The sequence below is a fragment of the Corallococcus sp. NCSPR001 genome (assembly GCF_017309135.1).
Classification (GTDB): Bacteria; Myxococcota; Myxococcia; order Myxococcales; family Myxococcaceae; genus Corallococcus.
Genome location: NZ_JAFIMS010000002.1, coordinates 8,361,909 through 8,375,170, shown reverse-complemented (window position 1 = coordinate 8,375,170; position 13,262 = coordinate 8,361,909). Strand labels below are relative to the sequence as shown.

The 13,262-nt window shown below is 71.6% G+C and carries 10 protein-coding genes; 3 read left to right on the top strand and 7 right to left on the bottom strand.

Annotated features, from left to right (window positions below; all coding sequences use genetic code 11):
- Positions 1-258: 258 nt before the first annotated feature.
- Entirely contained in the window at positions 259-978 is a 720-nt protein-coding gene (locus JYJ93_RS35675; protein ID WP_242544056.1) for a DUF3142 domain-containing protein, read from the top strand.
- Positions 975-3,230 (top strand): hypothetical protein, encoded by a 2,256-nt coding sequence (locus tag JYJ93_RS35670; RefSeq protein ID WP_206799052.1) that lies wholly within the window; start codon positions 975-977, stop codon positions 3,228-3,230. The genes JYJ93_RS35675 and JYJ93_RS35670 overlap by 4 nt, the downstream gene beginning before the upstream one ends.
- Positions 3,231-3,242: 12 nt before the next feature.
- On the opposite strand, the gene JYJ93_RS35665 is transcribed toward JYJ93_RS35670, so the two are convergent.
- From JYJ93_RS35665 to JYJ93_RS35650, 4 genes are all read right to left on the bottom strand, one after another.
- Positions 3,243-4,490 (bottom strand): hypothetical protein, encoded by a 1,248-nt coding sequence (locus JYJ93_RS35665; RefSeq protein ID WP_206799051.1) that lies wholly within the window; start codon positions 4,488-4,490, stop codon positions 3,243-3,245.
- A gap of 24 nt (positions 4,491-4,514) precedes the next feature.
- Positions 4,515-4,892, bottom strand: coding sequence for a hypothetical protein (locus tag JYJ93_RS35660; protein ID WP_206799050.1), 378 nt, complete (start codon positions 4,890-4,892; stop codon positions 4,515-4,517).
- Between the two features lie 120 nt (positions 4,893-5,012).
- Positions 5,013-5,498, bottom strand: a complete 486-nt coding sequence (locus JYJ93_RS35655; RefSeq protein ID WP_206799049.1) for a (2Fe-2S)-binding protein — start codon at positions 5,496-5,498, stop codon at positions 5,013-5,015.
- Positions 5,499-5,500: 2 nt separating this feature from the next.
- A complete protein-coding gene (locus JYJ93_RS35650) occupies positions 5,501-7,669 on the bottom strand; it encodes a molybdopterin cofactor-binding domain-containing protein (RefSeq protein WP_206799048.1) in 2,169 nt (722 codons plus the stop codon).
- Between the two features lie 190 nt (positions 7,670-7,859).
- Between JYJ93_RS35650 and JYJ93_RS35645 the strand changes: the two genes are divergently transcribed.
- Positions 7,860-10,460 (top strand): carboxypeptidase regulatory-like domain-containing protein, encoded by a 2,601-nt coding sequence (locus JYJ93_RS35645; protein WP_206799046.1) that lies wholly within the window; start codon positions 7,860-7,862, stop codon positions 10,458-10,460.
- Positions 10,461-10,466: 6 nt separating this feature from the next.
- On the opposite strand, the gene JYJ93_RS35640 is transcribed toward JYJ93_RS35645, so the two are convergent.
- From JYJ93_RS35640 to JYJ93_RS35630, 3 genes are read right to left on the bottom strand one after another with little or no spacing between them, the layout of a single operon-like run.
- Positions 10,467-11,165, bottom strand: a complete 699-nt coding sequence (locus JYJ93_RS35640; protein WP_206799045.1) for a S8/S53 family peptidase — start codon at positions 11,163-11,165, stop codon at positions 10,467-10,469.
- Positions 11,162-11,437, bottom strand: coding sequence for a hypothetical protein (locus JYJ93_RS35635; RefSeq protein WP_206799044.1), 276 nt, complete (start codon positions 11,435-11,437; stop codon positions 11,162-11,164). Before JYJ93_RS35635 ends, JYJ93_RS35640 begins: the two co-directional genes overlap by 4 nt.
- 26 nt (positions 11,438-11,463) lie before the next feature.
- Positions 11,464-13,248: an ATP-binding cassette domain-containing protein gene (locus JYJ93_RS35630; protein WP_206799043.1), complete on the bottom strand. Its 1,785-nt coding sequence runs from the start codon at positions 13,246-13,248 to the stop codon at positions 11,464-11,466.
- Positions 13,249-13,262 lie beyond the last annotated feature (14 nt).

Here is a 13,262-nt window from a genome sequence, read left to right as displayed (position 1 = left end):
GCCTCTTGAGGATTTGTCGGATAGGTACATGACAGGCACACCTGGGTGGATATCCACCCAAGACTGCGATGGACGGCTCACGCAGAGCCTTGCTCTTGCATCACCGGGGGCATGACTGGGTGGCTCACGGGTTGCTAAATGTCGCCATGCCGGCCGGGCAGGGTGCCCGGCCGTGGCTTCCTGGCCGCGATGCTCCCCGAACAGTCCCAAGCGCACGCGGCACCCGGCCCACGGCGCGGCCCGTGGGCCACTGCCGTCATGACGCTGCTGTGCCTGCCGCTGTCCGTGGCCCCGACGCCGCCGGTGTCTCCGCCGCCGCGCCTGGTCCTCTGGGCCTGGGAGCGGCCGGAGGACCTGGGCTTCCTGGAAGGCCGCGCGGTGGACGTCGCCTTCCTGCTCGCGACGATGGACCTCACGGACGAAGACGTCCACGTGGTGCCTCGCAGGCAGCCGCTCCGGGTTCCGCCGGGCACCGCGTTGAAGGCCACCGTGCGGTTGCAGATGCTTCCGGGAAGCTCGTTGGCGCGCTTCGGTCCGGAGCGTCTGGAGTCGCTGGCCGCGAGCCTGGATGCGCTCGTGAGCCGCCGCCCTGACGTGACGGCGCTGCAACTGGACTTCGATGCGCGTGCATCGGAATACGACGCCTACGTCGACCTGCTCCAGCGGCTGCGCGCGCGCCTGCCTCCGGGGATGCCGCTGTCCATCACGGGGCTCGCGTCGTGGTGTGTGCCCGGCAGCTGGATTGCCCGCGCGCCCGTGGATGAAGTGGTGCCGCAGCTCTTTCGCATGGGCCCGGACGCGCCGGTGTGGCGTGCCCGGTTCGCGCGCGGCCTGCCCCCTCCGTGCGTGGGCAGCATGGGCCTGGCCATGGACGAGTGGCAGCCCGTGCCCCCTGGCGTTTCGACCCTCTATCTCTTCAACCCCCGGCCGTGGACGCCCGATGCGTTCGCTCGTGCCGTGGCGGAGACCCGACCATGAAGAACGCAAGAACAGTCCTGGGGCTCGTGGGCCTCGCGGTGCTGCTCCCCCCCTTCGTCGCCGACGCGTGTGGTCCCGACTTCGGGCCCGAGCCCCGCTTCTTTGTTGTCGACAATCCCGACCGGCCCTTCGGCCCTTTCGCCGCCGGACGCCTGGGCATCCTCCGCCGCACCTTCGACCCGCCGTACCTCGCCTTCGCCTTTCGCTCGATGATGGGCATCCCCACCACGCCGGAGGAGCAGAAGCACCTGGTGGCGGGGTGGACGGACGCGGAGTCCCGCTATGGGCCCGACGCGAGCTGGGCCCGCGACCAATGGGCCGCCGTCCGTCAGGAGGTCGCGCCCTTCAAGGACCTGCCTCCGGTGGACGTCAACCAGATGGTGTACGCCTCCAACGACGCCTATATCCACGGGGATGCCTTCCTGCATGCTGCGGCCACGGCCCGCGCGCTCGCGAAGGAGTGGAAGCAGCGGCCGGCCCTGCTGAAGGAGTGGTTGGGCAACCAGGACGCCGTCTTCAGCAAGGGCTGCACCCTGGCCGACCCGGCGCCGGGCATCGAGGAGTCGCTGACGCCCAAGGAGAAGGCGCGCCGACAGGCCGAGCGCGATTACCAGGCTGCGGCCATGCACCTGTACTGCGGGAAGTTCGACGAGGCGGCGGAGGCCTTCCAGCGCATCGCCAGCAGCGCGGATTCTCCCTACCGGGTCCTCGGCGCGTACCTCGTGGCCCGCACCCGCGTTCGCGAGGCGCTGTTCGGGATCCCCCCGTACGAAGAGGGCCCGCGGGAGGTGGACCCCGCCGTGCTGGGGCGCTTCCGGCGGGCGGAAGAGGCCATCCAGAAGGTGCTCGCGGATCCGAAGCTGCGCGAGGTGCATGGGCCCGCGCGGCGGCTGCTGTCGCTCGTGCGTCTGCGCCTGTCGCGCGACACCTGGCGGTGCGAACTGTTCTCGCGGGTGCTGGAGAAGGGCACGGGCTCCGGGCTGGAGTCGGAGCTGGCCAGCATCTCGCTGGGGGCCGGCGCGGAGGGCAACGCCTGCCCGGGGTTGAAGCCTCGCGCGGCGGAGCTCTCCGAGTGGCTCGGGCTCATGGCCGCCCCCGCCCCGGAGGAGCCCGGTGACCCGGAGGCGCCATGGCCCGCGAAGGCCTACGCGACCGCCGTGGCCCGCTGGAAGAAGAGCGCGCATCAGCCCTGGCTCGTGCTCGCGCTGCTGTCAGCCCGCGCGGACTCGCCAGACGTGCCCACGCTGCTCGCGGACGCGGAGAAGGTGCCGGTGGATGCGCCCGCGGGCATGACGCTCGCGTGGCGCTCCGTGCAACTGCTGCGGGAGCGGGGACAGCTGGCGGAGGCCCGGGCGCGGCTGGACGCCATTCCCCCGGAGCAGGTGCGCGACCTGGCCTCCGCGGACAACGCCCTGCGCGAGGAGCGCCTGCATCTGGCGAACAGCTGGGACGAGGCCCTGCGCAACGCGGCCCAGTTCCTGGTGGAGGAGCTCGTCCTGGCTCCCCTGAACGCGAATGACCCGGCGCCCTCTCCCGAGCCCATGGGACTCAGCGCCTCGCGTGCCCTCTTCCTGGAGTCCCATGTCCCCACGCGCCGGCTGCGCGAGTGGGCCGCGCTTCCCACGCTGACCCCCGAACTGCGCCGGCAGCTGTCATGGGCCGTGTTCGCCCGTGCCGCGGTGGTGGGGGACGACGCGATGCTCAAGGCCCAGGCGGCCACGCTCGCGGAGACAGAGCCCAAGGCTCGCGCGGAGCTGCTGGCCATCGTGGGGCGGCCCACGGCGGAGGAGCGCCTGTTCGACGCGCGGCTGCTGGTCATGGGGCTGCCGGTCGTCTCCGCGAGGGTGCAGCCCGCCCGGGACCGTCTGGCCAACGTCTCCCCGACGCTGGACCTCACCGAGGACAGGAGCTGGACCCGCAACGGCTGGTGCGTGCCGGGGACGAAGAACCTGGAGGATCCGCTGAAGACGCCGCTCCCGTTCGCGAGCCCGGAGGAGCGGGCGGACGCCGCCGCGGAGTGGAGGGCCCTCAACGAGGCGGGCTCCTCCGTGGCCTTCTTCTCCCGCGTGGCGTTGGACTGGGCGAAGGCGCACCCGCGCGACCCGCGCTCACCCATCGCGCTGTTCCGCGCGGTCCGCTCCAGCAAGCGCGGCTGCGGCCAGAACACCCCGGAGGCGAAGAAGGCCTTCGCGTACCTCCACAAGCAGTACGGCAAGACGGAGTGGGCGCGCAACACGCCCTACGTGTACTGACGCGAGCGGGCCCTACTGCTTGGGCTTCACGATGCGGAAGATCTTCCGCCGGAAGATCTTGTCGCGCGCCTCGTCGGTCAGGCGCGTGGACTTCACCTCCAGGTAGATGGAGGGATGGTCCGAGTAGTACTTGCCCTCGGACTTGAGGTGCCGGGAGCCGCTGGCGCCCATCAGGCCGTACATGCCGGGCCCCACCAGCTCCAGGTGCTCCGTGTCCGCCTGGTAGTAGCCCATGTAGTGCGCGTTGCCGGCGGAGTTCGAATACTGCTGCTGGAAGAGCGGGATGGCCTCCGTGCTCTTGTGGGCCAGCATGTACGTGGGCTGCGTCTCCGGCCGGCCGTCGAAGAAGACGCCCCGGCTGCCCTGGGCCGTCTCCTGGAGGTCCATGTTGAAGTCCCCCACCATCACCTGGATGCCCTCGGACTTGCAGAGGGTCTGCAAGGCATTGCGCTCCACCTGCCGCTCGTGCGGATTGGAGCCGGTCAGCGACGCGCGCAGGTGCACTCCGGCCACCGTCACCGAATGGCCATACCGGTTCCCGAGCGTCACCTTGAGGATGTACTCGTCCTTGGACTTCAGCTTCGTCTGGATGGACGCCGTCTTGCGCGTGAGCGTGGTGGCCTCCAGGTAGAAGCCGTCCTCCTTCACGTTGTCCAACTGCCCGTCGATGTCCTCGCGCAGGTAGAGGGCGATCTCGTTGACGTGCTTGATGCCCTTCACCGTCGCGTCGTCAATCAGGTGCTTGCGCACGTAGGACATGCCCAGGCCGGGGACGTCGATGCGGTCCGGGAAGGGCGAGCCCGTGGGGTTCTCCGACAGGAAGATGAAGACGGGGTAGTGCTTGTAGCCGCGCAGGTTGCGCTCGATGCGCTTCTTGCGCCGGTCGCTCCACTGGGACGTGTCCGCCGCCTGGGGACCGTTGCTCTCCAGCCATGACTGGAGGTTGTCGCCGTAATCCTCATCGCGGACATGCATGTTGCGGATGAGGTCGCACTCCTGCTCCACGATGTCCGCGAGCTTCGCCGCGATGTCCGGCCCCTGAAGGAACGCGCTGGAGGCCATGCTGGGGACGAGCGCGTTCGCGAGGTTCGCCCCGTCCACCCGCGCCCCCGTGTCATCCAGCGTCGCGCTCAGCCCCTTCACGCCCTTGGTCGTGTTGGCCTTGTAGAACTTCTTCGCCGCGTCGAACGGGATGAACAGGATGGAGACGCGGGGGAGCGTCGCGGTGTCGATGCCCTCGTCGAATTCGCGCTTCGGCATGGCGTCCCCGGCGGTGCGAGCGGGCTACTTCCAGGAGCAGCCCTTGATCTTCTTGCAGAACGCTTCGTTGGTGGCCTTCTCGCACGCGATGGCCACGCCGCCGCACATATTGGACCCGAACATGTAGGCACATCCAGGCTGGCTGCTGCAGTACGTCTGGGAGAAGACGCCACAGAAGTTCGCCTTGCCCGTGCAGCGGCCGGCGCCCTGGGACGCGCTGCCGTCCTTCTCCGGCGTGGCGGCCGTGCCCGCGTCCTTGCCTTCGACCCCGCCATCCGCCTTCGCGGAAGTGGAGGGCTTGGGCTTCTTCGCCGCGTCCTCCGCGTGCGCGGGAGCGCCCAGCAGGGCCGCCGCCATCGTGAGCGCCATGAAGAGACCGACACGCTGTCCGTGCTGCGCCATGTTCCTGTCCTTTCGGTGTGGGACCGGCCCGACTTCCGCCATAACAGTCCACGAGAAGGGGACTTGGCGACGCGCAGCATGCCCGTCTGCCCGACCGGGAGTCGAGCGGCCAGCCTTGTTTCAGCGGCGGGGGCCCGCGCCGTTGCGCAGCAGCAGCGCCGCGCGGTGGATGGCGGCGCGGATGCGGACGTAAGTGCCGCAGCGGCAGACGTTGTCGCTCATGGCCGCGTCGATGTCCGCGTCGGTCGGCTGGGGATTCCTTCGCAAGAGCGCGACCGCGGCCATGATCTGCCCCGGCTGGCAGAAGCCGCACTGGGCCACGTCCTCGGCGATCCACGCCTCCTGCACGGGATGCAGGCCGGATGCGTCCGCCAGGCCTTCGATGGTCTTCACCTCGCGGCCCGCGATGTCGCCCACGGGGTGGAGGCAGGGCCGGAAGGCTTCACCGTCCAGGTGGCTGGTGCACGCGCCGCAGACGCCCACGCCGCAGCCGTACTTGGGGCCGGTGACGCCCAGCATGTCGCGGAGCACCCACAACAGGGGCAGGTCCGCGGGCGAGTCCACCGACACCGGCTGACCGTTGAGGAGGAAGGAATGGGCCGGCATGGTCAGACTCCCTCGTCGAGGATGGGAAAGCGCGTGGGCATGGTGCCCGTCGCCCGGGCAATGGCGTTGGCCAGGGCCGCCGCCGCGCTGGGGTAGCCCAGCTCTCCCACGCCGCCCACGCGGTCGTCGGAGCGCACGAGGTGCACCTGGATGGAGGCGGGGGCGTGCTTCATCCGCAGCCACCGGTAGTCCGCGAAGCTGCCCTCGCGCACGGCGCCCGCGTCGATGTGGAGCCCGGCGCTCAACGTGGTGGACATCGCGTCCATCGCGGCGCCCTGGAGCTGGGCCTCGATGCCCTTCGGGTTGATGGGCAGCCCCACGTCCGCGGCGATGACCACGCGCAGCACGCGCGGCGTCCCGGACGTGACGTCCACTTCGACGAGGTGGGCGATGGTGCTGTCCCACTCCTCCAGCACGGCGACACCCTGCGCGACACCGGGAGGCAGCGCGCGGCCCCAGGCGCCTTCTTGCACCACCCGCTCCAGCACGGCCTTGAGCCTGCGGGACGTGAGGCGGGAGCGCCGCAGCTCCACCGGGTCGCGCTGGAGCTCGCGGGCCAACTGGTCGACGAAGATTTCGTTGGCCACGCCCACCTGGCTGGTGAAGACGGAGCGGAAGGACGCGGTGGGAATGGGGAGCGGCACCTCGGCCAGCTCCTGCGCCACCCAGCCGAACTGGTAGGGGACGTGCTGCGTCAGCGCGAAGAACACCGCGCTGGTGACGTCCGGCAGGACCTGTCCGACCAGGGAGGTGAGCAGGTCTCCGAAGCCGTGGGGGAACTCCACGGTGGGGATGGCGGCGCGGTGCTGCCAGCCGAGGATGGAACCGCCGGGACCCAGCGAGGCGAGGATGCGGTGATGGCTGGCGGGCCGGTAGTGCCCGTGGCGCATCTCGTCGTTGCGGCTCCACATCAGCTTCACCGGATGCCCGAGCGCGCGCGAGATGAGCGCGGCCTCCACGGCGGCCTCGGTGAAGAAGCGCCGGCCAAAGCCTCCTCCGGCGCGGATGGGATGCACGGTGACCCGCTGCGGAGTGAGCGCCCATCCGAGCGCCGCGGCGACCTGGCTCCGCGCGAACTTCGGATCCTGGACGCCGGACCAGATCTCCGCCGTGTCCGCCGTCACACGCGCCACGCAGCTCTGCGTCTCCATGGGCGCGTGCGCGAGGTACGGGAAGTCGAAGCGTCCCTCCACGACCCGGGTCGTGAAGAGCGGAGGCAGCGGCCGGGGCCCGATGGCGTCACGCAGCCGCGTCCGGATGTCGGCGTCGGAGAGGTGGCTGGCCGGGCCGGCGGCCCAGGTGACCTGCAAGGCGTCGCGAGCGGCGAAGGCCTGCGAGTACGTCCGCGCCGCCACCGCGATGCCTGAGGGAATCTGCACCACGCCGACCACGCCAGGCAGGGCCCGGGCCGTGGAGGCATTGAAGGACTGGACCTTGCCGAGCAGCGTGGGAGGCCGCGCCACCACCGTGGGCACGGCGTCCGGGATGTCCAGGTCCAGGGTGAAGCGCGCCGCGCCGGTGACGATGTCCCGGGCGTCGACGCGGCCCGTGGGCTGTCCGACCACGGTGTACTTGCTCGGAGACTTCGGCAGCGGAGAGACCTCCGGCAGCAGCACGCGCGTGGCGTCCTCCGCCAGCTCGCCGTAGCCGAGCCTGCGTCCGTCGGGATGGCGCACTTCTCCCCGCGCGGTGGTGAGCGTGAGGGCCAGCACCCGCCAGCGGTGCGCGGCGGCGGTGACCAGCCGCGCCCGGGCATCCGCGGCGGCGGCGCGGAGCGGACCGGCCAGGTAGCGCATCGTCGAGGACAGGCCGGTGAGCTGGATGAGCCAGCGCGGATCCGCGTCGGCGGTGTGCACGTCCACGACGTCGAGGCCCGTGTCGAGTTCCTCCGCGACGAGCATGGCCACGGCGGTGGTGATGCCCTGGCCCATCTCCGTGCGGGGCAGGGTGGCGACGACGCGTCCGTCCGTCCTGATGGCGACGTAGAGGTTGAGCGGCGTCTCCTCCGGGGCTGTCGAAGGCTCCGAAGCCTCGGCGGAGGGAACGTCGAGCGCGAGCCGGGCCGCGATCATCAACGTGGGCGAAGCCACCAGCCACGTGAGGAACTTGCGGCGGTCGAGTCCTTCAGGAGGAGCCGGGAGCGCTGTGTCCGTGGGCGGCAGGTCAGCCATGGGCAAAGTCTCTCACGCGGCCAAGGGCGGTCCCAACGACCTGGCAAGCCCTGTGCGGCACCTGTCACCTGGCGCGCGGAAGCATCCGGGACACGACCTGGGACCTGGAGCCTGGGGCGGGACGCGCGCGATGCTTCGGGGGATACTGGCGGCCGGTGCTCCCATGGAGGCGGGGGCGAGGACGGACGTCATGCGCAGGTGGCTCATCGGTGGAGTGGCGGTCCTGGTCGCGTGCGGCCTCGTGCTGTTCCTGTCGCTGCGCTCTGGTGGCCCCGGCGTGCCGGAGGGCCACGCGGAAACCACGCAGCCGCGGAAGCGTCCCACGAACCCCGTGCTCACACCGGAGCGCCTGGACCCTGAAGAAGCGCTTCCGGCGTCGCGGTCCCCGAATGAAGCGGATGGCATCCTGGACGTGGAGGTGCTCGCGGACGGGAAGCCTTCACCCGGCACCACCGTGCGTCTCTACGCACGGGGCGCGCGGGCGTCCACCTGGGTTCTGATGGGCTCTGGGGTCACGGATCCGCGAGGACACGTCCGGCTTGCCTCCGGACCCGGGCGCTACCTGGTGGCGGTGCGCGCTCCGGGCCGGGCCCCGCTGCTGCACGGCGTGTCCCGCCCGCTTGGCGAGTCGCGCACCGCGCTGCGGATCTCCCTGGAGCCCGCGCAATCCCTCACGGGCCGCACGGTGGTGCGCGGAACGAATGAACCGCTTCCGCTCGTGGAGGTCGTCCTCACGGCGCACGCCCGTGACATGGAGTCCTGGCAACGCCCGGATGCTCCCGACGACGAGCGTGTCTATGCGACGAGCGACGAGCGCGGGAACTTCCGCGTCGATGGCCTCGCCCCGGGCACCTACGTGCTGGAGGCCCGCGCGCCCGGCTACGCGCGCGTGGTGCTGAGCCGCGTGAGCATCCCCACGGAGGGCCCGCTGACGCTGGCGCTCCGGCTGGCGAGCGTCATCGAGGGCTTCGTCGTGGACTCGAAGGGCCTGCCAGCCGCGGACGCAGAGGTCCAGGTCGGCGGCAGCCCCTCTCAGGTCGTGACGACGGGCGCGCAGGGCGGCTTCTCCGTGGAGGTGGAGCCCGGCTCCCATCTGCTGTCCGCGCGGCGCGGAGAGGAGTCCGGCGCGCTCGACCTGCCGGTCCTCTGCGTCGCGGGCAGCACCGTGCGCGACGTGCGCATCCAACTGGGACCGGGCGCGGTGCTGGAGGGCCGCGTCGTGGAGGCGCCTTCGGGCAAGCCCGTGGAGGGAGCGCGCGTCGAGGTCAGCCTCTCCGGTGGGGACGGAGACCCCGGCGTCACCCTGTCGGACGCGGAGGGGCACTTCGTCGTGCGGGGGCTCGCCCCCGGCGGCTACGACGCGAAGGTCACGGCCTCGGGCTACTCGCCCGTCATGCGCCGGGGCCTGACGGTCACCCAGGGGGAACACTTTCCCGTGGAGATCCAGCTCTCGGGCACCGGCGCGGTGGAGGGCCAGGTGCGCGACCGCAATGGAGCGCCGGTGGCCGCGGCCCGCATCTCCGGCATCAACGGCTGGAGCCGCGGAGTGGAGTTGACCTCCGTCGATGCCCGCACGGACGCGGACGGCCGCTACCGGATCGAGGGGCTCGCCACGGGCACCCTGTCCCTCTCCGCGAGCCATGAGGGCTCCACGGCGGGCATCCGCCAGACCGTCTCCGTGGAGGAGAACCGCACGGCGCGGGCGGACTTCACCCTGGATGGCGCGGGGACCCTCGAAGGCCGGGTGCGCGCGGCCCGTGGAACCCTCGCGAACGGGCCGCTGGAGGTGACGGCCATCGCGGACGCGCAGCCCGGGGCCACGGGGATGACCCTCGGCACCACCGCGGTGGGCGCGGACGGGGCGTTCCAGATGAACCTTCCCGCCGGTGCCTACTCGGTCACGGTCTCAGCGCGCGGCCGTTTCGCCCAGAGCAAGCGGGAGCAGGTGCGCGTGGAGGCGGGACGGACAGCCCGGGTCGAGTTCATCTGGGAGGAACCGCCCGAGGATCGCGCGTTCCGGGGGGCCGTCCTGGAGCCGGATGGCTCGCCGTCGCCCCACGCCTTCATTACCCTCACGGCCGCGGAGGGAGCGGGTGCCCCCCTGTCGATGACGCCCACGGATGCGGAGGGGCGCTTCGTCATTTCCTTCAGACCAGGGTTCGACATCCCGAACCGCGTGCTGCTGGTCGCACGCAATGGAGGACGCTCGAGCGAGCCCGTGCCCGTCAGCCTCGAAAAGGAGGTGGTGGTGCGGCTGAGGCCCTCGGCCTTCCTGCGTGGCCGCGTGGTGCGCAAGGGCGAGCCTGTTCGCGGCTTCACCCTCTCGCTCCAGCTCCAGAAGGGCTACCTCCCCAAGGGCGAAGGCCCCTTCGAGTTCTCCGGCGACCGCTTCGAGCTGCGCGACGTCCCGCCCGACCCCGTGAAGCTGACGGCGCGCACGGTGGACGGCTCCATCGGCGAGACCACGATCGCTCCCACCACGGGCGCGGTGCTCGAAGTCGAAATCCCCCTGGAGGCCTCTGGCACCGTGCGGGGCCGGGTGGTGGACGCGGCCACGAAGACGCCCGTCTCCGGCGCGTTCGTCTTCATCGAAGGGGAGCAGCCCTTGCTGGAGCACGTCTCCAACTCGGAGGGCCGCTTCTCCGTCGGCGGGGTGCGCGCGGGCGAGCGCGTCCTCCTCATCCTGGGCGGCCCTTCGCGGGGACGTCTGCGCCGGCCGTTGAAGATGAAGGATGGTGACGTGCTGGACCTGGGCGACGTGTCCATGGAGGTGGCCCAGCCCACGCCGTGAGGCGCGTCAGCCCCGCGTGCGCCGCCAGCCCGGGGGCACGCCGTCGCGCAGCACCTCCGCCACCGCCACCGCGCAGGCGAAGCTGGTCGTCATGGGCACCTGCCTCCAGTGGCCTCCCATGTAGAGCTTCACTTCCCGCTCCTTCACGACGTGGTCCACCTTCACGTCCGCGCCCACGTGCTCCAGGAGGGCGGTGTCGCCCACGGACACCACGGACTCCAGCTGCGCGGGCAGGGTGTGCATCGCGCCCGCGGAGGAGGCGATGAGGGCGCCCCGTGCCGCCGCGCGGTCGGTGAGCTCCCGCATGGAGGCCTCCAGCGCGCGGTGGGGTGTGCCCAGGCTCAGGTTGAGCACGTCCACGCCCACCTCCTCCAGCATCCACCCCATCGCCTCCACGAGGCACAGCGAGTGTCCGCGGCTGTTCCCGTCGAGGACGCGGGCGACGTAGACCTCCACGTCCGGCCACGGGCGGACCTGGTCGTGGAGGATGCTCAGGACGGCCGTGCCGTGCCCGTGCGTGTCCTCCAGGTCCAGCGTGCCGGTGCCATCCCGCCACGCCTCCAGCTCCGCCCGCTCGTAGGCGCGCGCCTCCAGCACCTGCGCGTCCAGGTCGAGCGAGAAGGACGCCGCCCCGGCCAGGTGCACCCCGTGCTCGCGCAGGAAGGCCACCTCCACGCCGCTGTCGATGATGCCCACCTTCTTCACGGCGAGGCGCCTCCCGGCCGCGTTGGGCTCCAGAGCCTCAACTGCCGGAACACATAGGTGCCCAGCGACACGGACTCCGTGCGGGGCGGGACGGCGTCCGGAGCGGACACGGTCAGGTGCACGAGCGAACCCGCGAGCACCATCCCCGCGCCCAGCACCAGTACGAGCAGCAACGTGAGGGTGCCGATGCGCCGCACGACGAAGAGGCCGGCGTGCTCCGGGTCCTCCAGGATTGGCAGCGGCGCGGTGGGGAGCGGGAGCTCCTTCGCCATGACCGGGACCCTTTCTTTCCGCCGCGTCATGCGGCGTCCGCCTCGCCCATGCCCGCGCGGAACAGCCGCTGGTACGGCGCGCAGCGCCCGAGCAGCTCCGCGTGCGGCCCCTGGCCCACCAACTGGCCCCCCGCGAGCATCCACACCTCGTCGGCCAGGAGCACGTTGGCCAGCCGGTGCGTGATGAACAGCACCGTCTGGCCGCGCTCCCTGGCCCGCGCGAGCAGCGCCCGCACGATGGCGGACTCCGTCTCCACGTCGAGCTGCGAGGTGGCTTCGTCCAAGAGCAGCACGGGCGCGTCGCGCAGCACCGCCCGGGCCAGCGCCAGCCGCTGCCGCTGGCCGCCGGAGAGGCTCGCGCCCGCCTCGGCCACCGGCGTGTCGAAGCCCTGTGGCAGCGCGTCCAGGACGGGCTCCAGCGCGCACAGCCGCACGGCCTGCCGCAGGTCCTCGTCGCTCACGGCGGAGAGCCCCAGGGTGAGGTTGTCGCGCACGGTGCCGTGGTACAGCTCCACGTCCTGCCACACCACCGCGAGCTGCCGGCGCAGGTCGGACAGCTCCAGCGTCCGCGCGTCCCGCCCGTCGAACAGCACGCGCCCCCGGCCCGGCTCCTCCAGCCGCGTCAGCATCCGCGCGAGCGTCGTCTTCCCGGAGCCGCTGGAGCCGACGATGGTCACCACCGCGCCGGGCCGGATGCGCGCGCTCACCTCGCGCAGCACGTCCTGACCGGGCAGGTAGCCGAAGGACACGTCCTCCAGCTCCACCGCGCCGGAGAGCCGCTGCGTCACCGGAGCCGGCGGCGTCAGCGAGCGGGCCGGGTCCTGCTCCGGCGTCTCGTGCAGGTACTCGAAGAAGCGGCGCAGGTGGACCCCGCGCTGCTGCAGGCCGGTGACGAAGCCGATGACCTCGATGACCGGCCCGCGCAGGTACGCGGCATACGCCACGAAGGCCACGAAGCCGCCCAGCGTCAGCTTCCCCTGGAGGATGAGCCGCCAGCCCAGCCAGGTGAACAGCGCCGTCTGCGCGGCCTCCACCGCGCGCTCGAACAGCCGCAGCAGCCCCTCCACGCCATGGGCCTTGAGGTGCGCCCGCAGCACGGACTGCATGAGCCCCGCGGCGCGCTGGTAGATGAACGGCTCCAGCGCCAGCACCTTCGTGGTGCGGCTCTGCCGCAGCGTCTCCACCTGGAGCGCCTGGAGGGCGCCGTGCACGCCCATCACCTCCTGCCACGCGAGCCCCATGGCGCGGCCGATGAGCAGCGGCACCGCCACCACGAAGGGCAGCGTGGCCACGGCCGCGAGCGCCAGCTCCCAGTGCAGTGACGCCAGGGTGAAGGGGATGACGACCAGGAAGGTGAGCTGCGAGAAGACCAGCCGGATGAGCCCCAGCACCAGCGCCATGCCCGCCTTCGCGTCGTCGAAGCGGCTGGTGAGCTCCCCCACCTGGCGCCGGGAGAAGAAGCGGTCCGGCAGGTGCTGCAGGTGGTTGAAGAGATAGAGCGCGGCGGAGCTCTCCAGCTTCACCGTGAGGTACGAGGAGTAGTAGCCGAACAGCGACTCCGCGAGCGCCGCCGCCACCGACGCGGCGAGGATGCTCAGCACCAGCACGTGCAACAGCCCCAGGTCCCGCGGGGACGACACGTGGTCGAACAACAGCCGCGTGAGGAAGGGCGGGATGAGCAGGAGCCCGGCGATGACCGGGCCCAGCATCGCGCTCCTCACGAGCGAGCCCCACGCCGGACGCAAGAGCCGCAGCAGCGCGGCGAGATAGCGCGCCGACTGCCGCAGCCCGGGGGCCCCTTCTGTCCGCATCGCGCCGCCCGCTT